Raw genomic sequence first — 25,117 nt, 5'->3', positions numbered from 1 at the left:
CCGACCGAAAGGTGCAGGGACAGTGTTATTCGGGAGCAGAGCGCTATTGACGGAAGGCGTCCAGGCCCTCGGTCGCCATTCGCACCATGTGGTCGGCGAGCCCGGCCGTACGGGTCACCTTGGCGGGCCAGTACGCGATCGAGAAGATCATGCCCAAGCACGACTGGGTGGCCACGGAGACCTCGGCCGGTGACGCGGCGGGGATCGCCCGCGCGACCGCAGTCTCCCAACCCTGGACGTACTGCTTACGCCGGCGGTTGATCGCCTTCCGCCACGGATCGACCAGCGACCGGTCTTCGCGCTGGCTGACGTTGACAAGGTGGCGGTGCCTCGCCGCGAAGAGCGCATGATGACGGATCATCCGCTGAAGATCGAGGTCCGCGTCGTCGAGTACCGGCTCGGTGGCGCCGATCAGCTCGTCCATCGCCTCACCGAACAGAGTAGCCAGGATCTCGTCCTTGCCGGAGAAATGACGGTAGATTGCGGGGCCACTCAGGCCGGCCCGCGACCCCAATTCGTCGACACTTGTGCCGTGAAATCCCTTCTCGTAGAAAAGCTCTGCGGCAGTGTCGAGAATCTTACGGTTACGGTCCACCGAGCCATTCTAGCACCGGACTGTGAACGATCGTTATGATGTGTCGATGACGTCACCAGCAGAAATCCCCTCCTACGTTCAGGTGATAGCACTGCCCCGCGAGTGTGGGCCGGTGCCCATCCCGTTCGCCTACGAGGACGAGAACGGCCATATGAATATCCGCCACTATTTCGATCTCGAGGCGCGGGCGATCGCCGTCGTGTTCGACAGAATGGGTATCACCGACGATTATCGCGCTACTCGGGAACAGGGCTTCTTCACCGCCGAGCACCACATCCGGTATTACGCGGAGGTGCACGTCGCCGACCAGGTGTCGGTTCACGCACGAATCGTCGAACGTTCCGACAAGATCGTCCACGCCATGGCGTTCCTCGTCGACGACACCACCGAACGCCTCGCGAGCACACTCGAGGTCACCGCGACCCACGTCGACCTCACCACCCGCCGGGTCGTGCCCTTCGCCGACGACGTCGCGGCCGCCGTCGACCAGGAACTCAACCGCACCGACGTCGACTGGCCCGCCCCGGTGTGCGGTGCAATGGGCATCCGAACCCGCGCCTGACCCACATTCCTTACGCAGCTCCCCTTTCACAGCGTCGGGGGCAGACGCCATCTTCTCGGTTCACGCACGCGTTCTAGGGGCCAAAACCGGTGCGTCTACCGACATCATGCGCGGCTGCAGATGCGCGGCTGCAGCAAGACGCGACCCGACGACAGCTCGGCGATCCGGCTGCGGACCCATCAACATCCGGCCGTGTTACCCCTTTTGCAGAGAGATCAGAAATTATCGTCGCAGGTGAGAGCCTTTTTCGCCATCACTCTTGAAAACGCTCGTTATCAGCGCTACATTCGTCATAAGGTAAGACCAAAGCGAATTCGCGGACGGACTCCGCTCCGCGTGCAACACGAAAGGACCAACAGGTCGATGAGTGACTTCACGAGTGACTTCACGGATGTGACGTACGAGGTCGAGAACGGACTCGCCTGGATCACGATCAACCGGCCCGATCGGTACAACGCGTTCCGCGCGCGCACCGTCGACGAGTTGGTGAAGTCGTTCAAGAAGGCGTGGGGCAGCTCCGAGGTCGGGGCGATCGCGCTGACCGGAGCCGGCGAGAAGGCGTTCTGCTCGGGTGGCGACCAGAAGCAGCGCATGGAGACCGGCGACTACGGCCCGTCCGACAGCGGACTGTTCGAGGTCGAGGCGCTGCACCGCGTCCTCCGGGACGTTCCCAAGCCTGTGATCGCCGCGGTCAACGGTGTCGCAGTCGGCGGCGGCCATGTGCTGCACCTGCTGTGCGACCTGTCCATCGCCGCGGACCACGCCATCTTCGGCCAGAACGGTCCGCGTGTGGGATCGTTCGACGCCGGACTCGGCACCGGATACCTGGCCCGAGCGATCGGCGAGAAGCGTGCCCGGGAGATCTGGTTCCTCTGCCGCCGCTACAGCGCCGAGCAGGCCCTCGACTGGGGTCTGGTCAACAAGGTGGTGCCCGGTGACCAGCTGCGTGCGGAGGTCCGCGCTTGGGCCGACGAGATCCTGCAGCTCTCACCGACGGCGCTGAAGGTGCTCAAGCAGTCCCTCAACGCCGACACCGAGCACTTCATCGCGCAGGGCAACATGGCCTACTCGACCCTCAAGCTGTTCGGTGAGTCCGCCGAGGCCATCGAGGGCATCAGCGCGTTCAACGAAAAGCGCAAGCCCGACTTCTCCAAGTTCCGCGGCGCCTGACCCTGAACTTCCGGACGGCGGGGCTGTCTTCCGCCCCGCCGTCCGGCAACTCACTCCCCAGGACCCGTCACAGAGAGCAGTCGCCCACATGCGTTTCACCCGGGAGCAACAGGATTTCGCGGTGGCTGTCCGTGAACTCTGCGACTCCGAATGTAAGACACTCCAGCAGCGTGACGCCCTGACCGAGGGCGGCACTGTGGCCAACAGCTCCGCCCTGCTCGAGAAATTCGCCGGCCTCGGCTGGCTCGCCGTGTCGCTGCCGGAAGAGTATGGCGGGGGCGGCGCCGGAATGGTCGAGGAATGCATCTTCCTCGAGGAAACCGCGCGTGGGCTCGCCCCGATCATCGCCTATTCCACGGGACTTACGGCCGCACAGACCTATTTGCGCTACGGCACCGAGGAACAGAAGCGCACGATCGTGGGCAACATGGCATCCGGAAAGATCGAGGCGATCGCCCTCAGCGAGCCCGGTGCGGGTTCCGACCTCGGTGGTGTCCGGATCAAGGCGGAACTGGTCGACGACCACTACGTCATCAACGGTCAGAAAACGTGGATCTCCGCGGCACACGTCGCCGAGCACATCCTCCTCCTCGCCCGGACCGACGCGTCCGGGAACAAGCACCAGGGTTTGACCCTTTTCATGGTGCCTGCCGATTCGCCCGGCCTCGAGATCCACGGCATCGAGACCATGGAGGCCCGCACCTGCAATGACCTGTACTTCACCGATGTCGCCGTGCCCGCAAGCGCGGTGGTCGGTACACCGAACCAGGCGTGGCGTCACCTCATGCGGGGACTCAGTGTCGAGCGCCTCATCATCGCGACGATGGCGCTCGGCGGGGCCCAGCGCTCACTCGACGACGTCATCGCCTTCGTCACCGAGCGTGAACAATTCGGTCAGAAGATCAGCAGCTTCCAGGCCATCCGTCACCGCATCGCAGATCTCGCCACGGAGATCGCCTTCGCGAAGTCGTTCGTGTACGAGGTGGCCGAACGGATCGATGCCGGGGAGGAAGACAACCTCAACCGCGAGGGGTCGATGGCTAAGCTGAAATGTACCGAAATCGCGAAGAAGACCGCACTCGAGGCGATGCAGATGATGGGCGGCTACGGCTATACCCGCGAATACGGCATGGAGGAACAGGTTCGCCGCTCTCTGGCTCCGCCGATCTATGGCGGTACCAACGAGATTCAGCGCGAAATCATCAGCAAGAGCCTGGGCCTGTAGCCCTCGTTCCCGACCAGAGGACCATTCCATGACCACTTCTCCCTTCACTCCCGACGCCCTCGCGGGCAAGCGCGTGCTGATCACCGGCGGCGGCACCGGGCTCGGCCGCGGCGTCGCCCGGCACCTCGTCGATCACGGAGCCGAAGTCCACCTGTGGGGCCGTCGGCCCGCTGTCCTCGAGGAAGCGGCGGCGGAGGCGTCCGTCTCCCGGCCGGGCTCGGTCCACTGGCAGACCGTCGATGTCCGCAAGGCTGACCTCGTATCGGCGGCCATGGACGAGATCTGGACCCTTCACGGACCACTGACCGGCGTGATCAACAACGCCGCCGCGAACTTCATCGCCCCCACCGAATCGCTCAGCGCACGCGCCTTCGAGGCCGTCACCTCCACCGTGATGAACGGGTCGTTCAATACCACCCACGCCGCGGGCCGCCGCTGGATCGAAGGCGGTAACAAGGGCGTCGTCCTGTCCACCCTGACCACCTGGGTGTGGAGCGGATCCGCGTTCGTCGTTCCCTCCGCGATGGCGAAAGCCGCCGTGCACTCGATGACGATGTCACTCGCGGTCGAGTGGGCCCGTTACGGCATCCGCCTCAACGCACTCGCCCCCGGACCGATCCCCACCGACTACGCATGGGAAATGCTCAACCCCACCGACAAGAGTGCAGTCGGCGCAACGCAGGCCGACCAGGTGCCGATGGGCCGAATGGGCACGATGGAAGAACTTGCCAACCTCACTACCTTCCTCCTGTCGGACGCCTGCGACTACCTCACCGGGCAGACCATCGCGATGGACGGCGGTCAGATGCTCGCCGGGCCAGGCACTTTCGCTGGTCTGACATCGATGACCAACGAGGACTGGGCCACCGCCCGGGAAAAGAGCAAGGCCGCGAGCGAAGCAGCAAAGGCGCAGCGCGGAGTCTGACCCCACCTACGAGGCCTGCCTGCCGGTGACAACGAGGTCCCGGCGGGCAGGCCTCTTCTGTGTGACCTCGTTCCACTTCGCACCTACCGTCCAGGAGAGACCTGATGATCGAGAACATCACCGCCCCTCCGTTCATCGCGACCGGCGTCGAAGCGCTGTTCCAGGTAGCACCCGTGACCGGTGACGGCGCCCACGGCAGGTCGGAGATGCCGACCGGACCGTGGCTGTCCGACCACCGCGGACTGCCCTGCCGTGGCGCTCTCGGTGTTCTGATGGACGACGTGACAGGCTATCCGATCACCGCGCGATGTCCGGCCGGACACTGGTCCGTCACAACGGAATTACACATCAATTTCACCCGCAATCCACCGCTCGACGGATCGATCCTGCGCGCCGACAGCCAAGTCGTCACGACAGATCCGGTCGGCGGTCTGGCGAGCGGCCGAATCGTAGACGAGAGCGGGCGGATCGTTGCCCTCGGAAGCGCCCGCTTGCGATTCGTCGCGGCCGCCTCACCGTCGGGATCCGTATCCGACGACGTCATCCGATCTCGAGCGAACGCATCCTCGATCATCGAACTCCTCGGCGCCCACCAGCGCCGAGACAACGCTTGCGCCGGCCTGGAACTGGATCCGTCGGATTCGCTCTGCAATCCGCTGGGCAACGTTCACGGCGGCGTCCTTCTGTGTGCATCCGAGATCGCCGGCCACTCCGCGGTGGCGCCACACGCCGATTTCCAGACGACGTCGATTGCGATGACATTCGTACGGCCCAGCCCTGGAACCGAGCCGATCACCTTCGCACCCCGAGTGGTCTACCGCGGCCGCAGCTTTGCCGTCATCCACGTCGTCGGACGCAATCGAACCGGAAAGACCTGCACCACAGCGACGCTCACGTGCCACCGCACCTGATCCGATACGACTGGGGCGGTCGGTACTCGCGTACCGACCGCCCCAGTCTCGGAGTCACACTACCGACGGCGCCAATCCCGCTGCGCGGTGGGCGGCGCCGAGGAACGCACGCACGAGGGCCCCGTCGCGGTAGTACTGGTCGCCGACTCCGGCGACAGCTCGACGACGTCCGTACTCGTACAGCACCGCCAGCTTCCACAAGGCCAGCGCGGTATACCAGGGCAGGTTCGACAGGTCGGCTCCCGTGGCGGCCGCGTACCGCTGCGCCAGCTCGTCGCGGGTGGGATACCCCTCCTCGAGCACTGCTACAGCGAGATCCTCGGTCGGTGTGCGTTCCTCCCCCTCGATGGGATACGACGCGAGGAAGTATCCAAGGTCGAACAGGGGGTCACCGATCGTCGCCAACTCCCAGTCCAGGACTGCAGCAATGCGTCCTGGCGAATCGGGAGCGAGGATGACGTTGCCGATGCGATAGTCGTTGTGGATGATCGCCGCACCGGACTCTGCGGGCACGTGAGCGGCGAGCCAGGAGTCGATCTCCGCAAACTCCGGCGGCGGTGTTCCGTCCTCCGCTGCCACCAGTTTGCCCATGCGGCGCAGGTGACGCTCGTTGAACCCGTCGGGCCGGCCGATGTCCCCCAGACCGGCCGCCTGCCAGTCCACTGCGTGCAGTGCGGCGAGAGTGTCGATCAATGCCTCGCCGATCCGGCGACGATCCGCGGGGGCGCTCAACGCCGGCGGTGTCTCGGTAGTGACCACCGGACCGGGAAGGTAGTCCATCACGTAGAACGGGACGTCGAGCACGTCACCGGCCTGGCCGACGGCGAGGACGTCCGCCACCGGCACGCCACTGCCGGCGAGGGCGCCGACAAGGCGCGCCTCCCGCAGCATGTCGTGGGCGCCCGCCGGGACGGGTGGTGGAGGCGGTCGTCGGACGATCACCTGACGAACCCCGTCGGAGACGAGGAACGTCAGGTTGGAATGCCCGTCGCCGATGCGCGCAGTCGTGAGCGGTCCTTCGGTGATCCCGCGCTCGCGCAGGAACGTCTCCAGCGCGCCGAGCGTGTCGGGCGTCCATTCCCAGGTCATGCGCTCGCCTCCATCCGTGTGGTCATTCGTCGATTCTTACTGTCCCGTGAAGCGCGGCGCCCGCTTCTCCTTGAAGGCGGCGAGCGCCTCCGGCATGTCGGCGCAGCGGGTGAGCAGCGCCTGACCCCGGTTCTCCAATTCCAGTGCCGCCGCATACGACGTCACTTCCTGGTTCCGCTGCAGCGCACGCTTCGACATCCGAATGCCGCCAGGGGAATTCGAAGCGATCGCCTCGGCCACCGCGATGGCCTCGTCGAACAGATCCTCACTGGGGACTACCCGGTTTGCCAGCCCGATCCGGGCAGCCTCCTCGGCGCCGACGAAACGCGCGGTGTACGCGATCTCCGCCGCCCGGCCCGGTCCGACGAGCCGGGTGAGCTTCCACGACGTGCCGAGTTCCCCGACGGACAATCCGACCTTGACGAACGCCGCGTTGAACTTCGCGGTCGGCGCCACGAGGCGGATGTCTGCGGCGAGCGCGAGAGCCAGCCCACCGCCCGCCGCGGCACCGTGAATCGCCGCGATAACCGGGAACGGCAGGTGGTACAAAGCCGCCAGCCCACCGGTCGCAGTTTCCTGGAACTTCAGGAAATCACGCACACCCATTTCGGTGATGACGTGGATTTCGTCCAGGTCGAACCCGGCACAGAACGACTGCTCGCCCGCTCCCCGAATGATCAGCGCCCGCGCATCGGTGTCGCGCAACGCGTACGCGGCAGTGTTGAACTCAGTGAACATCTTGACCGTCATCGAGTTCATTCGGTCGGGTCGATTGATCGTGAGGACCGCGATCTTGCCCTCGAGTACTTCGAGGGTGAGGGTCTCCAGCTGCGGCGGCTCGTAGTTGCTCAGCACCGCCGTATTCTCCCGCACTTCGGTCTGCGTCATCTGGCTCACCTTCCCGTGAACTTAGGGTTGCGCTTCTCTTTGAACGCAGCTAGCGCCTCGGGCATGTCCTCGCCACGGGTGAGCAGTGCCTGACCCCGGTTCTCCAACTCGAGTGCCGCTGCGTACGACGACACCTCCATATTGGCGTGGAGCGCCCGCTTCGACAACTGCACTCCGGCAGGAGAATTCGCGCGGATGAGGCGCGCCATCGCGAGCGCCTCGTCGAGCAGTGACTCGGCGGGAACGACCGCATTGAGCAGTCCGAGTGACTCAGCCTCGACGGCCTCGATGAAGCGGCCCGTGTAGGCGAATTCCGCTGCCCGCGCCGGTCCGATGAGCCGGGGCAGGTGCCAGGAGGCGCCTAGATCACCGGCGGACAGGCCGATCCGTACGAAGGCCGCGTTGAACCGTGCGGCCGGCGAGCCGATCCGGATGTCGGCGGCAAGCGAAAGGGACAGGCCTCCACCGGCGGCCGCACCGTTGACGGCCGCGATCACCGGGACGCGAATGCTGCGGATCGCCGAGAGCGCCCGGGCGGCCAGTTCCTGCTGGTCGAGCATGCCCATCGGTGTCAACGACGACAGTCCGTCGGCATCGTCAAGGTCGAAGCCACCGCAGAACGCCTTGCCGGCCCCAGTGAGGATCACGACGCGGAGGTCGTCCTCCTGATCCAGAAGCAGCGCCACCTTCTCCAGTTCGACGAACATGGTGTTCGTCATCGAGTTCATGCGTTCGGGGCGATTCAACGTCACAACGGCGATGCCGGGTTCCGGCCGCTCGAGCGTGAACGTTTCCCATGTCGTGGGCTCGGTCACGAGTTCACTCCTTCTCCAGTTCGGCGACTCCAAGCGATCGCCCTCAGTTCGTGGCCGGACGCGGCGCGTCCGGATGGTCAGGTCTCTGTGGAGGTCTTTCAGCACCGCACCCGCATCGGCTACCCGCCTCCGCACACTTTTTGGTCTGATAATAATACCTTGAAATCGGTCGCGGAGGAATCCTCCCGAACTCGCGTCCGGGCATGCGCACCGACGACCAGCACGACAGACACCAGTACGATCGCTCCCCCGATCACCAAGGCGGGGGTCACGGGTTCGGAGAGAACTAAGGACCCGAGTGCCACAGCCACCACCGGATTCACATAGGTATGCGTGGCCACCAGCGACAGAGGAGCGTGATGCAAAAGCCACGCGTACGCCGTGAAACCGATGATCGAGCCGAAGACGACGAGGTAGCCGAACGCTCCCCATGCCCGGGACCCGATCGCCCCGTCCAGCCTTTCGCCAGTCGCCACCGACGCGAGCGACATAGCCGCTCCGGCCGCCAGAAGCTGGTACGCCGCAGTCACATACACGTCCCGCGGCAACCAGACCCTCGGCTTGATCCACGACCCGAACGACCACGACGGACTGGACAGGACGATGACCGCCACACCTACGAGCGGGAGTCCGGACCGGTCACCACCGTGCGGCAGAACCAGGATTGCGAGTCCGATCAGCCCCACACCGACGCCGGCCAGTTCCAGAACCCGTGGGCGGTCACCGGACAGGGTGCGGTAGACGCAGATCCACAGCGGCACCATCGCGATGAGGAGCGCCGTCACCCCGGAGGGCACTCCGTGCAGCTGACCGACCGAGGTCAGGCCGTTCCCGCACGCGAGCAGGAGCACTCCCAGGAACGCGGCTCCTGCCGCCTCGCGCCACGTGAGGCGCAGCCGCCCCCAGCCGCCGCGACAGGCCAGGAAGGCGGCCATCAGCGCACCGGCAAGGAGGAACCGCGCACCCATCGAGCCCAGGGGCGGCGCTTCCTCGATGACCAGACGGATCGCGAGGTAGACCGATCCCCAGATCACATAGACGAGGAACAGGGCGAACGCGATCGGACCCCTTCCGACACTCCCGGGCGACATGACGCTCAGGAGAACCGCGGAGCGCGCTTCTCCAGGAAGGCCGTGATGCCCTCCTTCGCCTCTCCGTTCTCGAACAGATCCTGCTCCTGGGCCACCTCGAATCGGAAGCCCTCCCCGAGTGGCGTGTCGAACGATGCGTCGACCGTGCGGATGACGGCGCGCTGCGCGGGCAGCGACATCGTGCACAACTCGGCGGCGAGTGCCAGCGCGGCCTCCGTGGCGGCGCCGGCCTCGACGAGGCGATCGATCAAGCCGATCGCGTGCGCCTCGGGGGCAAGGACCTGGCGGGCGCTCAGCATGATGTCGAGGGCACGGCCGCGACCGACCAGACGCGGAAGGCGCTGCGTCCCTCCTGCTCCGGGAATCAGCCCGAGCTTCACCTCGGGCAATCCGAACTTGGCGTCCGCACCACCGACCCGCAGCGTGCAGGCCATCGCGAGTTCGAGGCCGCCGCCCAGCGCGAGGCCGTCCACCGCGGCGATCGAAATTCGGTCGGCCGAGGCGAGCCGGTCCAGCGCCCCACGGAGTCGATCGCCGTACGCGGTAAACGACTCCGCGTCCACGGACGACATGTGCTTGATGTCCGCGCCTGCCGCGAAGAATCCGGGAATATCCGAGCGAACGACGACCACCTTCACGGAGCCGTCGGCGTCCGCCGCATCGAGTGCAGCATTCAGACCGTCGATGATCGGCAACCCGAGAGCATTCGCGGGCCTGCGTTGCAACGTGATCGTCATGACCCCGGCCTCGACGTCGCTCCACGCGACTGCGGGCGTTGCGGTTTCCGACATGCACACCATCCTTCTCGGTCCTGTATTGACCCAACCATACTAATTGTCGGACCGAAATGGAAGATCAGGGTCTACGCGGGAACTTCTCGAACTCGGGGCGCCGCTTGGCCTTGTACGCCTCGCGGCCTTCCTTCGCCTCGTCCGTAGAGTAAAAGAGCAGATTCGCGTCGTGCGCGAGCTGCTGAATACCGGCCATGCCGTCCTCGGCGGCGTTGAAGCTCGCCTTCATGAGCCGCAGCGCGAACGGCGAGAGCTGCAGCATCTCGCGGCACCACTGCACGGTTTCCCGCTCCAGGTCGGCGAGAGGGACAACGGTATTGACAAGGCCCATCTCGCGTGCCTGCTGCGCGTCGTACTGCCGGCACAGGAACCAGATCTCCTTGGCCTTCTTCACCCCGACCAGTTCCGCGAGCAACCCCGCGCCGTAACCGCCGTCGAACGACCCGACCTTCGGGCCCACCTGACCGAACCGGGCGTTGTCCGCCGCGATCGTGAGGTCACAGACCAGGTGCAGGATGTGCCCGCCGCCGATCGCGTAGCCAGCGACCATGGCCACTACCGGCTTCGGCAGGCGTCGGATCTGAATCTGCAGATCGGTGACGTGGAACCGTCCGACGCTGCCCGCCTTACCGGGCTCGGTGAGGTAGCCGGTGTCGCCGCGCACCCGCTGATCGCCGCCCGAGCAGAAGGCGTCAGGCCCCTCCCCTGTCAGCACGATCACGCCGACCGAGGAGTCTTCGCGGGCGTCGACCAGAGCGTCGGAGATTTCCATCAGCGTCTGTGGCCGGAACGCGTTGCGTACCTCCGGACGGCAGATCGTGATTTTCGCGATCCCGTCACCACTGTGTTCGTATCGGATGTCCTCGAACTCACCGACTGCAGTCCAGGACACGAAATCCGTTGTATCACCGTTGTTCGTCATAGAGCGATCATAGGCACACGCGCTAACGATCGTTATCGGCCGAGCCTGCGAATGCCGAAGGTGCGACCCGGAAAACCGAGCCGCACCTTCGCGTCCTATATCCGCATTTCTGTCAGGACATTGTCAGGCCACCGCTGACGGACAGCGTCTGGCCGGTGACGAATTCCGCCGCGTCGGAGGCGAAGTAAGCCACCGCCGCGCCGATGTCTTCCGCCTTGCCGAGACGCTTCATCGGCACGGCGCGGGTCATGCCTCCGATCACCTTGTCGGCATCCTGGCCTGAGCTGTCGGCGAACTTGCGCAGCGCCGGAGTATCGGTGGGGCCGGGGCACACGGTGTTCGCGGTGACACCCTTGGTCGCGACCTCACGGGCGAGGGTCTTGGTGAAGGCGATGATGCCACCCTTGGCGCCCGAGTACACGGCCTCGAGCGAAGAGCCGACGCGGCCCGCGTCGGAACCGATGTTGATGACACGGCCCCAGCCGCGCTCGACCATGCCCGGGACAGTTGCCTGAATTACACGAAGCTGGCCCTTGAAGTTAATGTCGAGGATCCGGTCCCAGAACGCCTCGTCCGTCTTCAGGAACGGCATGAAGTCGTCCCAGCCGGCGTTGTTCACGACGATCTCGACCGGGCCGAACTGCTCGGCGACCTGCTTCACCGCTGCCTGCACCGACGCGGTGTCGGTGACGTCGACGGGAACGGCGATCGCCTGTCCACCGGCGTCGCGGATGCCGGCCGCGGTCTTCTCAGCGACCTCCAGGTTGAGGTCGGCGACCGCGACGCGGAAGCCGGCAGCACCCAGTGCGTCGGAAATTCCCTTGCCGATGCCCTGCGCACCGCCGGTCACGAATGCAACGCGATTACTCATGTTCTTCTCCGATTTGTGTGTCGTTGTTCGAGGTTCGGTCGATTTCAGCGCAGGCTCGATGCCCACTCGATGGGGCCCGCGACGATCGAATGACTGGTGAGCTTGCGGCCGAGCACACTCTGCGCTTCCCGGGCCGCGTCGATGACACGAGGAAGGTCGAGGCCCGTCTCTACGCCCATTTCGTGGAACATGCTCACCAGGTCCTCGGTGGCGATGTTGCCGGTCGAGCCCGCCGGAACGGGGCAGCCGCCGAGCTCCCCGAAGCTGGATTCGAAGCTGGCACAACCTGCTTCGAGGGCCGCGTAGGCATTGGCAAGGCCCTGACCGCGGGTGTTGTGGAAGTGGGCGGTCACCTCGACGCCGGGCAGCCGATCGAGCGCTGCCGAGAAGAATTCCGAGGCATACGCCGGGTTGCACATGCCCGTCGTGTCGCCGAAGCCGATCTCGGTGGCGCCGGCTTCCGCGAACCGTTCGGCGAGGTCGAGCACCCGGGTCAGGTCGACCTTGCCCTCGAACGGGCAGCCGAACGACGTCGCGATCACGGCGGCGCAGTCGAGGCCCTCGGCGACGATCCGTTTGGCCATGACGTCATTGTCCGCCATCGTTTCGTCGACCGTCCGATTGACGTTCTTCTTGTTGTGGGTCTCCGACGCGCTGACGAAGATCGCGACCTCGTGGAACTTGTCGCGAACCTTCAGGGCGTTCTCGAGGCCCTTGCTGTTGGGGACGAGCACCATCAGCTTCGTCTCGTCGGGGACCTCGATGCGCTCTAGAACCTCGACGCCGTCCGCGAGCTGCGGAATGACGTCCGGCCGAACGAAACTGGCCACCTCGATCCGGGTGAATCCCGCCCGCCCGAGAGCATTGATCAACCGCACCTTGTCGTCGGTCGGGATGTGTTCCGGTTCGTTCTGGAAACCGTCACGCGGTCCGACCTCCCGGATCTGGACCCGCTGGGGACGCGTCATGGCGTCGACTCCTTTCCCCTCACTCCGCTGTGGATGCAAGGTCGTATTCCTCGAGATCGAATTCCAGACTCTCGCGGTGCTCGGGTGCTGCCACGGCAATCATGCGGCGCGCGCGCTCACCCAGGGAGCACCCGCGCAGTGCCGCGGCACCGTATTCGGTGACCACGAAGTCGACGTCCGCGCGGGCGGTGGTCACCGCGCCGTACTCGAGGGCTGTCTTGATCGTCGACTCCCCGCGAGAATCCGCGCGCATCGCGATGATGGAGCGGCCGCCGGTCATCGCCGCGGCCCGGGAGAAGTCGACCTGGCCCCCGACCGCACCGGCGTAGGTCGTGTTGCGGAGCTCCGCGCCGACCTGACCGGTGAGGTCGACCTCGATCGCCGAGTTGATGGACACGAACGACTTCAGTTGCGAAAGAATCTGCGGTGCATGGGTATAGCTTGCCGGCCGGAACGCCACCGGAAGTCCGGGAAGCCGGTCGTAGAGTGTGGCCGTTCCGAGCGCGGCTCCCGTCACGTGCAGTCCAGGGTCGATCTCTTTCCGCGCCCCGGTCAGCACTCCTCGGTCGATCAGTCGCAGTGCCGCATCGGAGATCATGCCGGAATGCAGTCCGAGGTCCTTGTGTCCCGCGAGAGCGGTGAGGACGGCGGACGGCAACGTTCCGACGCCGATCTGGATCGTGTCGCCGTCCGCCACGAGATCGGCGACGTTCCGTGCTATCGCCAGTTCCACGTCCGCGGGCTCGCGGTCCGGTGCCTCGAGCAACGGCCGGTCGGTCTCGACCACCGCGGCGAACCGCGACAGAGAAATCTTCGGTGCGCCGAGAGTGACGGGCATGCGCCGGTTGATCTCGGCGATCAGGACCGGCGTGTGATCGAGGGCATCGGCGATGTAGTCGACACCGACGCCGAGCGAGCAGTTTCCTGCCGAGTCCGGCGGTGAGACCTGCACGAAGCCCACGTCGCACGGCAGTCGCCGTTCGGCGAACAGTCGCGGCAGGGCCCCGTAATGGCAGGGCACGACCTCGAGGTGGGCAAGGCGGCGCAGTTCACCGAGGCCACCATAGGAGACGATGGACAACTCGTCCGGCAGTTCGCTCGTCAGCCGCCGATTCCAGGTGAGCCCGACAAAGGCCCGGACGGGGCCGATCGACGGCACCTGGTCGAGCAGGGCATGTACGAGCGAGGTGGGTTCCGCGCTCGTCTGGCTCCACCAGATCCCGTCGCCGGGCCGGATGTGCTGCGTCAGGTCGATCATCAGCCGATCCGCTGAATAAGGGTCGCCGTTCCCAGACCGCCGCCGCAGCACATGGTCACCAAGCCGATTTCGGCGTCGCGCCGCTCGAGTTCCGCGACGATCGTGGCGATGAGACGCGCACCCGTCGCACCGACGGGGTGCCCGAGCGCGATCGCGCCGCCGTTGACGTTGACCCGGTCCATGTCCGGCTTCAGTTCCCGCTCCCAGGCCAGGACGACCGAACTGAACGCCTCGTTGACCTCGAAGAGATCGATGTCGTTGATGCTCATCCCGTTGCGGTCGAGCAACTTCTGGGTCGCCGGGATCGGGCCGGTCAGCATAATGATCGGATCGACCCCGACTGTGGTCTGATCGAGGATACGGGCCCGCGCACGGAGTGCGTGGGTATCGACCGCCTCCCGGGAGGCGAGCAGCACACCGGAAGCCCCATCGGAGATCGGCGACGAACTGCCTGCCGTGATGCGACCGTCCTTCCGAAACGCAGTCTTCAGGCCCGCGAGGCTGTCGAGAGTCGTTCCTGGACGGACCGTCTGGTCGGTGGCTCGTGTCTCACCGGCGAGGTCGAGTGGAATCATCTCGGCGTCGAAGCGACCGGCCTCGATGGCCTCGGTCGCGAGACGATGTGACCGGACAGCGAACTCATCCATATCCTGCCGGGAAATTCCCCACCGATCCGCGATGAGTTCGGCGCTCTCACCCTGGTGTACGAAGTCGTAGCGCTCACGCAGCGCTTCCGGCCATGGGTCGCCGTACAGTTCGGAAATCTTCGCGGGTGAGGTGATCGGCACGTGTCCCATGTGCTCCACACCACCGGCGAGGACGACGTCGTGGGTGCCGGAGCCGACCAGCGCCGCGCCCATCTCGACTGCGGTCTGCGCAGACCCGCAACGGCGGTCCAGCACCACGGCCGGGACCTCCGGCGGGTAGCCCACCTGCAGCCAGGCGTTGCGGCCGATGTTTCGGGACTGCTCGCCGAACGGTGCCGTGCAGCCGATCACGAGGTCCTCGACGACGGCCGGGTCGAGCCCGCTGCGGCGGATCAGGTCCGTGTACACCGCGCCGAGCATGTCGTTGGGGTGGGTGTCGCGGAACCAGCCACGCTCGGGGTGCGACTTGCCCATCGGAGTGCGGGCCGCTTCCGCGATGACGACCTCGCGCGCGGAACGCTGGAAGGGGTTGCGCTTCTCAGCCATCAGATCACCGTTCCGCCGTCGACGGGCAGTACCTGGCCCGTGATGTACGACGCTCCGGCGGACGCGAAGAACACGAAGCTCGACGAGATTTCGTCCGGTTCGGCCCAGCGGCCCAACGGGATCCGCGCGAGCGTTTTCGCGGCAAGCTTCTCGTTGCTGCGGATGTTCGCCGTCATCTTGGTGGCGGCGAGCGGCGCGATCGCGTTGACCGTGATCTGTTTCTTGGCGAGTTCACGCGCCAGCGACTTCGTGAGTCCGATGATGCCCGCCTTCGCGGCACCGTAGTTGGCCTGCCCGATGGTGCCCTGGAGTCCGGCGGCGGAAGTCACGTTGATGATGCGACCGCTGCCGTCGGAAGGCAGGTACGGCAGGGCGGCCTTGCTGCAGACGAAGCTACCGACGAGGTGTATGTCGACGATGCGGCGGAAGTCCTCTTCTTCGAGGTTCGGGAACATCGCCGGCGCGATGGCACCCGCGTTGTTGACCAGAATGTTCAGGGTGCCGTCGTTCAGCGCAGCGGCCTGCTCCGCCGCAGCCGCAGCCTGATCGCCGTTGCGGACGTCGAGGGCCGCGGACTTCGCAGCACCGCCTGCTGAGGTGATCTCCGCTGCCACGGCCGCCGCGGCATCGGCGTCGACGTCGGTGACGAGCACCGCCGCACCTGCTCGCGCGTAGGCATGCGCCACCGAGGCGCCGATTCCACTACCCGCACCGGTGACGAGTGCGGACTTTCCGGTGAGTTCGAACATCAGTAGCTCCTGGGGAGGCCGAGGACATGCTCGCCGAGGTAGTTGAGAACCATCTCCTGGCTGAGCGGGGCGATCTTGGTGAGGCGGGCTTCGCGGAAGTACCGGGCCACGTGGTACTCCTCCGAGTAGCCCATGCCGCCATGGGTCTGGAGAGCGCGGTCGGCGGCCTGGAATCCGGCGTCGGCGCACAGGTATTTGGCCATGTTGGCTTCGCGGGCGCACGGCTTTCCGCTGTCGTAGAGCCACGTCGCCTTACGCAAGACGAGTTCGGCGGCGTCGAGGCGAGCGAGGGAATCCGCGAGCGGGAACTGCAAACCCTGATTCATGCCGATGGGGCGACCGAATACTTCACGCTCGTTGGCGTACTGGACGCCCCGGCGAAGAGCGGCCCGGCCGATACCGAGCGCCTCGGACGCCACCAGCATGCGCTCCGGGTTGAGGCCGTCGAGAATGTACTTGAAGCCCTTGCCCTCCTCGCCCACCCGATCCTCGACGGGAATCTCGAGGTTGTCGATGAACAATTCGTTCGACGTGACCGCGTTGCGCCCCATTTTCTTGATCGGGCGGATGTCGACCTTCGAACGGTCCAGGTCGGTGAGGAACAGCGTCAGGCCGTCCGTCTTCTTCTTCGCATCCTCGAACTTCGTTGTGCGCGTGAGGAGAAGGATTTTCTCCGACTCCATCGCCTTGGAGATCCAGACCTTGCGGCCGTTGACGATGTACTTGTCACCCTCGCGTCGCGCGAAGGTGGTGATCCTGGTGGTGTCCAAACCGGCGCCGGGCTCGGTGACACCGAAGCAGACGTGCAGGTCGCCGTCGACGATCCGGGGAAGGGTGCGCTGCTTGAGTTCCTCCGAGCCGTGCACGATCACAGGGTGCATCCCGAAGATAGACAGGTGCATCGAACTCGCACCGTTCATGCCGGCGCCGGAAGCGGCCACTTCCTCCAGCAGGATCGAGGCCTCGGTGATACCCATACCGTGCCCGCCGTACGCCTCGGGCGTGGTGATGCCGAGCCAGCCGCCCTTGGCGAACGCGTCGTAGAACTCGGTGGGGAACTCGTGCTCGCTGTCCTTCTCCACCCAGTACTGCTCGTCGAACTTGCCGGCCAGCTCTCGCACCGCATCTCGGATCGTTGCCTGATCCTCGGTCAGATCAAAGTCCACAGCACGTCCCATCGTCGTCGAAACTGTTTGGACTTAAGTTACTAAAGGACAGACCAAAAAGTCAACGGTGCATCAGACCGCGGGCAACAGCGGCAGATCCCCGGCCAGACGCTCGTTCCACACGTCCGGGCCACCGAACAACTTCTCGTCGAGCTTGGCGCGCTTGTAATACAGGTGCAGGTCGTGTTCCCACGTGTAACCGATCGCGCCGTGCATCACGAGAGCACTGTCGGCTGCCTGCACCGCATTTCGCGGCACCTGCGCCTTGGCGACCGCGGCATGCATCGCGCGATCACCGAGACCGAGATCCACCGACGCCGCAGCGTAGTAGGCAATGGACCGGCCGGCCTCGACCGAAACGAGAATGCTTGCCGCAGCGTGCTTCACGGCCTGGAACGAGCCGATCGGCACGCCGAATTGCTGGCGTTGCTTGCTGTAGTCCACCGCGAGATGGAGCATGCGATCCATCGCACCGAGCGCATCCGCGGCCACGAGCACGGCCGCGCGGAGTCCGGCGTCCTCGAGGGCCGTCGCCGCCTCGACGTCGAGGCGCTGTCCGGCGACGCCGTCGAACAGGACATCCGCGGCAGCGCGGGACGGATCGAGGAAGCGCCGCGACTTCACCGTGACGCCAGGGGCGTCGACGCGCACAAGGTAGAGGGCAACCTTCCCGTCAGCGTCCACCGCCGGGACGACCAGAAGCTTTGCTCGTTCTGCACCGAGCACCACCGCGACACGACCGGTCAACGTGCCACTCGAGTCGGCGCGCACCGAGTCGGTCACACCGAACGGCCGGGTCGAATCGACGGCGACCGCCGCGAATCCCTCCCCCGACAGCACGTCGGTGGCAACATCGGCGGGCAGCAGGGGGGCCGCGAGGACGGACGCGGTCCAGGCACTCGACGGCGCGGCGTACCGGGCCAGCGCCTCGGCGGTCAACGCCAGTTCGAGTAATCCACCGCCCTGACCACCGATTTCCTCGGCGAGGCCGGCGGAAAACCAGCCCTCCTCGACAAATTTGTGCTCGAACTCGGCAGGATCGCCCGATTCGCCCCACTTGCGGACTTGTGCCGGAGCAGCGAACCGCTCGAGCCAGCCGTCGAGGGCTTCGGTGAACATTTCCTGCTCTTCTGACAGCTCCCAGCGCATAGAACTGGTCCTCCCGATGAGACGAAGAATAGGCTGCAATACGAACGCAGCGAGAACCCAATGGTATATTAGGTCTGACCGTTAGACCAGAGAGGGCGGGGAGCCATGCCAACAGCCGTGCCGAACACCACCCGGAACGGACGTTCCTCCATCCAGTTGACACCGATGGCGGTACCGAAGGCGTCGGACGTCCTCGCGAACGAGCTGCGCGAGCGCATTCTCAGCGGCGACTACGTCGAAGGCACACCGCTGCCGCCGGAGCGCGAACTCGTCGTCCAGACCAAGATGAGCCGCACCACCGTCCGCGAAGCCCTCCGCATCCTCGAGGTGCAAGGACTCGTGCGCATCAAGGCGGGACGAGCCGGAGGCGCCTTCGTTCAGCGGCCGGGCGAACAATCCATGGCGGACACGGTGGCTCTGCTCATCCGCGGCCGCCAGATCCGTCTCGCCGCACTGCTCGAGACCCGCGAGGCGATCGAGCCCTTCTGCGCCCAACTCGCCGCCCGCCATCGCACCGACGAGGATCTCGCTCGACTCGATGCCGCCAACGAGGATATCGCCGGCGCAGGCGACAGCCTCGATGCCTTCCTTCAGGCGAACATCGACTGGCACGTCGCTGTCGCGAGCGCCAGTCACAACGAACTGTTGTCGGGTCTGATGATCTCGCTGTCCCGCGCCATCTACGCCGCCACCGAGAACGAGGGCTTCATCGACGACAAGGTTCGCGAGATCACCGTCCGGGCCCACCGCTCGGTCACCAAGGCCATCCGGGACAAGGACGCCGATGCTGCCGTGCGGCGCATGAGCCGGCACGTCCACTCGTACGCCGAGTCGATCAAGGACTTCGAGGAGCGCACCGACATTCTGCTCGACGAATGAACATCGCTGCATAATTTCATCCAGTAGCGAGGAGGGCCCCACACCGTGTGCCGGTGTGGGGCCCTCGTCGCAGTCACGTCGCCGAACTGCCGGTCACCACGGCGCGGATCTCGTCCACGGCTTCCGGGTTCTCCGCACCCGACAAGTCACCGGGATCGGTACCCAGCGCGGCGGCGCGCACCGCGCGGCGCAGGATCTTCGCCGACCGGGTCTTCGGCAACCGCGATACGCGGTGTACCACACTGGGCGCGAAAGGTTTTCCGAGTTCGGCAGCCACACTGGCGATCAACTCGGCCGAGATGTCCGCCGTGTCACCGACCTCGTCCGCGCGAGGCACCCAGAACGCCCACACCGCCTCACCCTTCTTCGGGTCCGGGACGCCGACCGCGGCCGCCTCGGACACCGCCGGATGTGCGGTGAGCACCGCCTCGACCTCCGCGGGCGCAAGCCGCTTCCCGGCCACGTTCATCACGTCGTCCGAACGGCCCCGGATGTACCACTGGCCGTCGTCGTCGACGAGCGCATAGTCACCGTGCCGCCACATGCCGGGGAACGTCGACCAGTACGCCTCCAAATAGCGTTCCTCGTCCTTCCACACCCCGCGCGTCATCGATGGCCACGGCTGCCTGCAGACGAGTTCGCCCTGTTCGCCGCGCAGCGAGCGTCCCGCGTCGTCGACGACGTCGACGTCCATACCCAGCGAGGGCCCGCCCAGTGAACAGCTGTGGATCGGCTCCACCGGGTACGGCGCGAGGAACGACCCGCCGACCTCCGTGCCCCCGGAGAAGTTGATGACCGGTACGCGCCCACCGAAGACGTCCTTCGCCAGCCAGTCGTACGAGTCCGGGTCCCACGGCTCACCGGTCGACCCGATCGTGTGCACCGAGGACAGGTCGTACCGCGCCGCGACATCCGTCTCCCGTCCACGGAGGGTGCGGATCAGCGTCGGAGAGACGCCGAGCATCGTCACCCCATGCCGCTGCGCGAGCTGCCACAGCCGGTCCGTGTCCGGTACGTCCGGGGAGCCTTCGTAGAGAACGAGAGTTCCGCCGTTGGCGTGCGTGCCGACGATCGACAGCGGCCCCATGATCCAGCCCATGTCGGTGATCCAGCAGAAAGCGCCGCCAGGCTTCAGATCGAACGAGTACGCGACCTCGCTTGCCGTCTTCACGAGGAAACCGGCGTGGGTGTGGACGGCGCCCTTCGGCTTGCCGGTCGTGCCGGACGTGTAGGCCAGCGCGAACGGCTCACCTGCGTCCATCGCCTCGACCGGACCCGGGTCACCGCCGTTCCCGAGAAGCTTGGCCCAAGCAATGTCGCGGCCGGTGGAAGCTACAGGCGCACCGACGTTCTCGACCACGACGACCGATTTCACCGTCGGGCAGACGGCCAGGGCTTCGTCGAGCGCCGGCTTCATCGTGACGGTCTTGCGCCGCCGCACCGTTCCGTCCGCGACGATCACCACCTTCGCGTCCGCGTCCTGGATGCGGGACGCGATCGCGCTCGGCGCGAATCCGGAGAAGAGCGGCACGAGGACCGCACCGAGCCGCGCGACCGCGTACACCGAGACGACCGCCTCTGGAATCATCGGCAGGAACAGGGCGACGGCGTCGCCCTTGCCGACGCCGAGTTCGCGCAGGCCCGCGGCTGCCCGCTCGACGTCCGCTGCGAGCTCGCGGTACGACAGACTGCGGACGGTGCCGTCCTCTGCTTCGTGGGCCACGGCCACCCGATCGGCGGCGGCCGGGTCGGCCAGCCAACGCTCCAGACACGCGTCGACGACATTCGTCCTGCCGCCGACGAACCATTCCGGATGCTCGATCCCGCGGGAGGTATCGAGAACCTCGCGGTACGGCGACTGGAACGGCAGACCCAGATCTCGGACCACCGCGTCCCAGTACCACCGCACATCGGCGACGGAGCGGGCGCGGAGCTCGGCGAGGCCCGAAAGGCCGTGGGCGCGGGCGAGCCGCGTGACATTCGCATTCTCGACGTAGTCGTCGGTGGGGTGCCAGGTGTAGTCGGACACGGTCAGCTCCTCGGCATGTCGAGCATGCGCTCGGCGACGATGTTGCGCTGGATGAAGGTGGAACCGCCGGCGATGGCGGTGCCGCGTGCCTGATAGGCGAGCCGGAGCCACCGCGCGGCCTGCTGTGACTCCTCGTCCAGGCCGAATTGCCCGCCGGCCGGCTCGAGAGACAACCGGAAATCGGCGAGTTCCTCGACGAGGGGGCAGAAGAACAGCTTGCCGATAGAAGTGACAGGGCCGGGTGGGCCGTCGTTCGCCGCGAGTGTGATGACACGCTGACCGATGAGGTAGTGCATGAGAGCTCGGCCGTACAGGTCGGCGACTTTCTGCCTGATCACCGGATCCTCGCCGAGTGGGCGGCCCATGTCGTCGGTCATTCCCGCGATATCGGTGACGATGTCGTCGACGGCCCGTTTGGTGTTGACGCGGCCCGTCGCGATCGCCACCCGCTCGTAGGCGAGGGTGCCCATCGCGACCTTCCAGCCGCCGTCCACCTCCCCGACCACGAGGTCGTCGGGAATGAACACGTCGTCGAGGAACACCTCGTTGAATTCCGCCTCGCCGAGCATGTGCGCGAGCGGCCGCACCGTGATGCCCTCACTGTCCATCGGCACCAGGAAGAACGTGATGCCCTTGTGCCGCGGGCCGCCGCCGGTGCGGGCCAGCAGGATTGCGTGGGCCGCGATGTGCGCGCGACTGGTCCAGATCTTCTGTCCGTTGACCTTCCAGCCCCCGTCCACCTTCGTGGCCTTGGTGCGGAGCGAGGCGAGGTCCGATCCGGCGTCCGGCTCGGAGAACAGCTGGCACCAGATTTCCTCGCCGGTCAGGATGGGCCGGAGGAACCGTTCCTTCTGGGCGGGCGTCCCGAAATCGATGATGGTCGGGCCGGCGAAGTCCTCGCCGATGGTGTTGAGTCGCTCCGGCGCTCCCACCCGGTCCATTTCTTCGGTGAAGATGGCCTTGCGGATCGGGTCGGCGGCCTGACCGCCATATTCCTGCGGCCACGACATCCCGCCGTAGCCGGCGTCGAAGAGCAGTCGCTGCCATTGCTGCCAGAACGGCACCTTGTCGACCAAATCAACCGGTTCCGGCCATGGCAGCGTCGGGACAGCCTTCTCGGCCCACCCCCGGACTTCTGCACGGAATGTGGCCTCGTCTGGGGAATCAGCGAGCTCCATTGCACCCTCCTCGAAAATTTCTGGCTCAATGATACTATAGGTCAGTCCAAAAAGGAGGACTCGATGACAGATTCACACCCCCCTGGCGTCGTCGACCGCGTCGAGTACGACGTCGAACGCGGCAAGATTCGCGAGTTCACGCGCGCGACGTTCGTCACCGATCCCGTCCACACGGATCCGACCGCGGCGCGCGACGCCGGATTCGGCGATGTGCCCGCCACCCTCACACACACCGTCGTCGCCGGACACCAGCGCGACCAGCGCGCCTTCGTCGACGCACTGGGTTTGGCGCTCGAGCGCGTGGTGGTCGGCTCGGTCACGTGGACGTATCTGCGACCTCTCACCGCGGGCGACCACGTGGTCGGCACCCGCCGCGTGGTCGACGATGTGCAGCGTGAAGGCAAGCGCGGCGGCACCATGCGCCTCGTGACCCTGGAGACCGAGTACGTCGACGCCAATGGCGAGCCCGTGGTGCGGCTCGAAGAGGTTTTGATCGAACGAGGAGAACAGCGATGAGAACACCGGCCAAGGTTCGTGTCGGCGACGCCCCCGACACCCGAGTGATCGGCCCGGTAAGTCAGACGGACATCGTCCGGTTTGCCGGCGCTGGAGGCGATTTCAATCCGCTGCATCACGATCCCGAGTTCGTAGCCACGTCGGGGTTTCCGGGTGTCATCGCGATGGGTCAGATGCAGGCGGGAATCCTGGCAGGCTGGGTGTCCGACACGTTCGGCGTCGAGCACGTGCGCTCCTTCGGCGTGCGGTTCGTCGCCCCGGTCTTCCTCGGCGACACTCTGACCGTGGGCGGCACGGTGGCGGCGATCGTCGAGACGGACGAGGAGTTCCTCGCGACCCTCGACCTCGTTGCGTCCGGGGACAAGGGCCCCGTCGTCACCGGGTCTGCGACCGTGGTGGTGGCGGCGACCTGACCCACCCTGTTCACACCGCCGAAAGGGGGCGAAGCCGATCGGCTTCGCCCCCTTTCCCGTTCGGTCAGACGACAGCCCGGGCTTCCCGGTCGGCCGCGATCTTCTCCGCGATCTGCGCGCGCAGCAGGTGCTTCTGGATCTTGCCCGTCGCCGTCGTCGGCAGCGCTTCGACGAGCTCCAGCCGCTCCGGAACCTTCTGGATGGCCACTCCCTGCTCGAGCAGGTAGGTCTTGATCTTCTCCAGAGTGATGTCGCCGTATCCCGGTGCGGGAATTAGGTAGAGGCATACGGCCTCGCCGAGCCGTTCGTCGGGCATCGCGACCGCCGCGACACCGCGCACCGCGGGATGTGCCGCCAGGAGATCTTCGACCTGACGGACGCTGATGTTCATTCCACCGCGGATCACGATGTCCTTGGTGCGGCCGGTGACCCGCACATAGCCGTCCTCGTCCATCCGGCCGAGGTCGCCGGAGCGGGAGTGGCCGTCCGGCGTGAAGAGCTTGGCTGTCTCCTCGTCGTTGTGTAGGTAGGCGAGCATGTGCATGGCACCCTTGTAGGCAATGTCACCCTCCTCCCCTCGCGGAACCTCCTTGCCGTCCTCGTCGACGATCTTCACCGACTGCATCGGCAGCGGACGGCCGTCCGAGGTGATCGACCGCTGGGGATCATCGTCGACGGTGCACATGGTGGTGGTGACGTTCTCGGAGCGGCCGTACAGGCTGAGCACCTGCAGATTCGGGAACTGGTCGGCGGCCTTGGTGACGAAGCTCCCGGGAATCGGGGAGCCGGCGGCGACCCACAGCCGCATGCTGCCGATGTCGTGGACTGCCGGGTCGTAGGCATCCATGAGCATTTGCAGGAACGTCGTGGCGCTCACCGCGACGGTGCATCCACGTTCCTTGATCTGCTCCATCCCACGAACCGGTTCCCACACCTCGATGAGATGCGACGCCGCGCCGTGAATGAGTGGAAGGATGATGCTCGTGACCAGTCCGGTGGTATGGGTGATCGGCGAGGGGCCGAACTGGACGTCGTCGGGCGTGTAGGCGAACCCCTTGGCCAGCAGACGCGACCCACAGGCCATCGTGTTGAACGTGTGGATGCAACCCTTGGGCCGGGACGTCGTGCCACTGCTGTAGACGATGACGAACGGCTCGTCGGGTCCGACACCGGGACCGAGTTCGGCAGTCGCCTCCTCCGGGCTCACATCCACCGACAGTGACTCGAAAGACACTGATCCGTCCGGCAACTCGCCGTTACCGCGGACGACGGCGACATCTTCGAGCGAGTCGACGGCATCCAGGAGTTCGGTGTACATGCCGGCGTAGTCGAACTTCTTGAAATGCTGCGGCGTGATCGCCAGCCGGACCCCGGCATTATTCAAGATGTACTCGACGTCGGCGCGGCGGTAGATCGGCATGATCGGCACGAGGATGGCGCCCAGTCGAGACAACGCCACGGCGATGACTGCGAACTCGATCCAGTTCGGAACCTGCACCGACACACGGTCACCGGCGGTGATGCCGTGGCGCCGGAGGCCCACTGCCAGGCACAGAGCCTTGTCGCGCAATTGCCGGAAGGTGATGCCTCCGCGGGTGTCGTCGGTGAGGAAGATGCGGTCGCCCCGCTCGGCGACCTGAGCCTCGAGCAGGTCGAAGAACGTGTCACGGTGCCACTGCCCGGTGGCATAGAACTCTCGGATCTGTTCGTCCGAGTAGCGATCGGTGACCGATGCGAACGCCATGGGAAGCCTTCCTCTGAGCG

The 25,117-nt window shown here is 65.9% G+C and carries 25 protein-coding genes; 8 read left to right on the top strand and 17 right to left on the bottom strand.

The window, feature by feature from the left end; genetic code table 11:
* Positions 1 to 43: 43 nt before the first annotated feature.
* A complete protein-coding gene (locus JQT59_RS10050; RefSeq protein ID WP_109334123.1) occupies positions 44 to 595 on the bottom strand; it encodes a TetR/AcrR family transcriptional regulator in 552 nt (183 codons plus the stop codon).
* 46 nt (positions 596 to 641) lie between these two features.
* Here JQT59_RS10050 and JQT59_RS10045 point away from each other — a divergent pair, with 46 nt between their 5' ends.
* From JQT59_RS10045 to JQT59_RS10025, 5 genes are all read left to right on the top strand, one after another.
* On the top strand, positions 642 to 1,157 hold the full coding sequence (locus tag JQT59_RS10045; protein WP_213576002.1) for a thioesterase family protein: 516 nt from the start codon (positions 642 to 644) through the stop codon (positions 1,155 to 1,157).
* A gap of 363 nt (positions 1,158 to 1,520) precedes the next feature.
* On the top strand, positions 1,521 to 2,327 hold the full coding sequence (locus tag JQT59_RS10040) for an enoyl-CoA hydratase-related protein (protein WP_213576001.1): 807 nt from the start codon (positions 1,521 to 1,523) through the stop codon (positions 2,325 to 2,327).
* An 88-nt stretch (positions 2,328 to 2,415) separates the two neighbouring features.
* Positions 2,416 to 3,552, top strand: a complete 1,137-nt coding sequence (locus JQT59_RS10035) for an acyl-CoA dehydrogenase family protein (protein WP_213576000.1) — start codon at positions 2,416 to 2,418, stop codon at positions 3,550 to 3,552.
* Between the two features lie 28 nt (positions 3,553 to 3,580).
* Positions 3,581 to 4,477, top strand: a complete 897-nt coding sequence (locus tag JQT59_RS10030) for an SDR family oxidoreductase (RefSeq protein WP_061700710.1) — start codon at positions 3,581 to 3,583, stop codon at positions 4,475 to 4,477.
* Between the two features lie 104 nt (positions 4,478 to 4,581).
* Positions 4,582 to 5,388: a PaaI family thioesterase gene (locus JQT59_RS10025; protein WP_249354324.1), complete on the top strand. Its 807-nt coding sequence runs from the start codon at positions 4,582 to 4,584 to the stop codon at positions 5,386 to 5,388.
* A 54-nt stretch (positions 5,389 to 5,442) separates the two neighbouring features.
* Here the strand turns inward: JQT59_RS10025 and JQT59_RS10020 are convergent, their stop codons facing one another.
* From JQT59_RS10020 to JQT59_RS09960, 13 genes are all read right to left on the bottom strand, one after another.
* On the bottom strand, positions 5,443 to 6,477 hold the full coding sequence (locus tag JQT59_RS10020; protein WP_213575999.1) for a phosphotransferase family protein: 1,035 nt from the start codon (positions 6,475 to 6,477) through the stop codon (positions 5,443 to 5,445).
* A gap of 36 nt (positions 6,478 to 6,513) precedes the next feature.
* Positions 6,514 to 7,365 (bottom strand): enoyl-CoA hydratase/isomerase family protein, encoded by an 852-nt coding sequence (locus tag JQT59_RS10015; protein ID WP_213575998.1) that lies wholly within the window; start codon positions 7,363 to 7,365, stop codon positions 6,514 to 6,516.
* 5 nt (positions 7,366 to 7,370) lie between these two features.
* Positions 7,371 to 8,180 (bottom strand): enoyl-CoA hydratase/isomerase family protein, encoded by an 810-nt coding sequence (locus JQT59_RS10010; protein ID WP_213575997.1) that lies wholly within the window; start codon positions 8,178 to 8,180, stop codon positions 7,371 to 7,373.
* A gap of 119 nt (positions 8,181 to 8,299) precedes the next feature.
* A complete protein-coding gene (locus tag JQT59_RS10005; RefSeq protein WP_213575996.1) occupies positions 8,300 to 9,271 on the bottom strand; it encodes an EamA family transporter in 972 nt (323 codons plus the stop codon).
* A gap of 5 nt (positions 9,272 to 9,276) precedes the next feature.
* Positions 9,277 to 10,062, bottom strand: coding sequence for an enoyl-CoA hydratase-related protein (locus JQT59_RS10000; RefSeq protein WP_213575995.1), 786 nt, complete (start codon positions 10,060 to 10,062; stop codon positions 9,277 to 9,279).
* Between the two features lie 64 nt (positions 10,063 to 10,126).
* On the bottom strand, positions 10,127 to 10,984 hold the full coding sequence (gene menB / locus JQT59_RS09995) for a 1,4-dihydroxy-2-naphthoyl-CoA synthase (RefSeq protein ID WP_213575994.1): 858 nt from the start codon (positions 10,982 to 10,984) through the stop codon (positions 10,127 to 10,129).
* Between the two features lie 112 nt (positions 10,985 to 11,096).
* On the bottom strand, positions 11,097 to 11,855 hold the full coding sequence (locus JQT59_RS09990) for an SDR family NAD(P)-dependent oxidoreductase (RefSeq protein ID WP_213575993.1): 759 nt from the start codon (positions 11,853 to 11,855) through the stop codon (positions 11,097 to 11,099).
* Positions 11,856 to 11,899: 44 nt separating this feature from the next.
* On the bottom strand, positions 11,900 to 12,823 hold the full coding sequence (locus JQT59_RS09985; protein WP_213575992.1) for a hydroxymethylglutaryl-CoA lyase: 924 nt from the start codon (positions 12,821 to 12,823) through the stop codon (positions 11,900 to 11,902).
* A gap of 19 nt (positions 12,824 to 12,842) precedes the next feature.
* A complete protein-coding gene (locus JQT59_RS09980; protein WP_213575991.1) occupies positions 12,843 to 14,081 on the bottom strand; it encodes an acetyl-CoA hydrolase/transferase family protein in 1,239 nt (412 codons plus the stop codon).
* Positions 14,081 to 15,274 (bottom strand): thiolase family protein, encoded by a 1,194-nt coding sequence (locus tag JQT59_RS09975; protein ID WP_213575990.1) that lies wholly within the window; start codon positions 15,272 to 15,274, stop codon positions 14,081 to 14,083. Before JQT59_RS09975 ends, JQT59_RS09980 begins: the two co-directional genes overlap by 1 nt.
* A complete protein-coding gene (locus JQT59_RS09970; RefSeq protein ID WP_213575989.1) occupies positions 15,274 to 16,023 on the bottom strand; it encodes an SDR family NAD(P)-dependent oxidoreductase in 750 nt (249 codons plus the stop codon). Before JQT59_RS09970 ends, JQT59_RS09975 begins: the two co-directional genes overlap by 1 nt.
* Positions 16,023 to 17,189 (bottom strand): acyl-CoA dehydrogenase family protein, encoded by a 1,167-nt coding sequence (locus JQT59_RS09965; protein ID WP_213577604.1) that lies wholly within the window; start codon positions 17,187 to 17,189, stop codon positions 16,023 to 16,025. The genes JQT59_RS09970 and JQT59_RS09965 overlap by 1 nt, the downstream gene beginning before the upstream one ends.
* 72 nt (positions 17,190 to 17,261) lie before the next feature.
* Positions 17,262 to 18,338, bottom strand: coding sequence for an acyl-CoA dehydrogenase family protein (locus JQT59_RS09960; protein WP_213575988.1), 1,077 nt, complete (start codon positions 18,336 to 18,338; stop codon positions 17,262 to 17,264).
* Between the two features lie 117 nt (positions 18,339 to 18,455).
* Here JQT59_RS09960 and JQT59_RS09955 point away from each other — a divergent pair, with 117 nt between their 5' ends.
* The gene (locus JQT59_RS09955; protein WP_213577602.1) at positions 18,456 to 19,217 is read left to right on the top strand and encodes a FadR/GntR family transcriptional regulator; all 762 of its coding nucleotides are present in this window, start codon (positions 18,456 to 18,458) and stop codon (positions 19,215 to 19,217) included.
* A gap of 73 nt (positions 19,218 to 19,290) precedes the next feature.
* On the opposite strand, the gene JQT59_RS09950 is transcribed toward JQT59_RS09955, so the two are convergent.
* Together JQT59_RS09950 and JQT59_RS09945 are read right to left on the bottom strand one after the other, a co-directional pair.
* Positions 19,291 to 21,246 carry an AMP-binding protein gene (locus JQT59_RS09950; protein WP_213575987.1) on the bottom strand — a complete coding sequence of 652 codons (1,956 nt, stop codon included), beginning with the start codon at positions 21,244 to 21,246 and terminating at the stop codon, positions 19,291 to 19,293.
* A gap of 2 nt (positions 21,247 to 21,248) precedes the next feature.
* Entirely contained in the window at positions 21,249 to 22,424 is a 1,176-nt protein-coding gene (locus tag JQT59_RS09945; RefSeq protein WP_213575986.1) for an acyl-CoA dehydrogenase family protein, read from the bottom strand.
* 63 nt (positions 22,425 to 22,487) lie between these two features.
* Here JQT59_RS09945 and JQT59_RS09940 point away from each other — a divergent pair, with 63 nt between their 5' ends.
* Together JQT59_RS09940 and JQT59_RS09935 are read left to right on the top strand one after the other, a co-directional pair.
* Positions 22,488 to 22,940: an FAS1-like dehydratase domain-containing protein gene (locus JQT59_RS09940; RefSeq protein WP_213575985.1), complete on the top strand. Its 453-nt coding sequence runs from the start codon at positions 22,488 to 22,490 to the stop codon at positions 22,938 to 22,940.
* Positions 22,937 to 23,353: a MaoC family dehydratase gene (locus tag JQT59_RS09935; RefSeq protein WP_213575984.1), complete on the top strand. Its 417-nt coding sequence runs from the start codon at positions 22,937 to 22,939 to the stop codon at positions 23,351 to 23,353. The genes JQT59_RS09940 and JQT59_RS09935 overlap by 4 nt, the downstream gene beginning before the upstream one ends.
* Before the next feature lie 64 nt (positions 23,354 to 23,417).
* Here JQT59_RS09935 and JQT59_RS09930 read toward each other — a convergent pair whose 3' ends face one another.
* On the bottom strand, positions 23,418 to 25,097 hold the full coding sequence (locus JQT59_RS09930) for an AMP-binding protein (RefSeq protein ID WP_213575983.1): 1,680 nt from the start codon (positions 25,095 to 25,097) through the stop codon (positions 23,418 to 23,420).
* Positions 25,098 to 25,117 lie beyond the last annotated feature (20 nt).

It is taken from the genome of Rhodococcus sp. USK13 (assembly GCF_018343855.1).
Lineage (GTDB): Bacteria > Actinomycetota > Actinomycetes > Mycobacteriales > Mycobacteriaceae > Rhodococcus_F > Rhodococcus_F oxybenzonivorans.
Note: the sequence above shows the minus strand (reverse complement) of the source record. Positions and strands in the feature narration are given on the sequence as shown.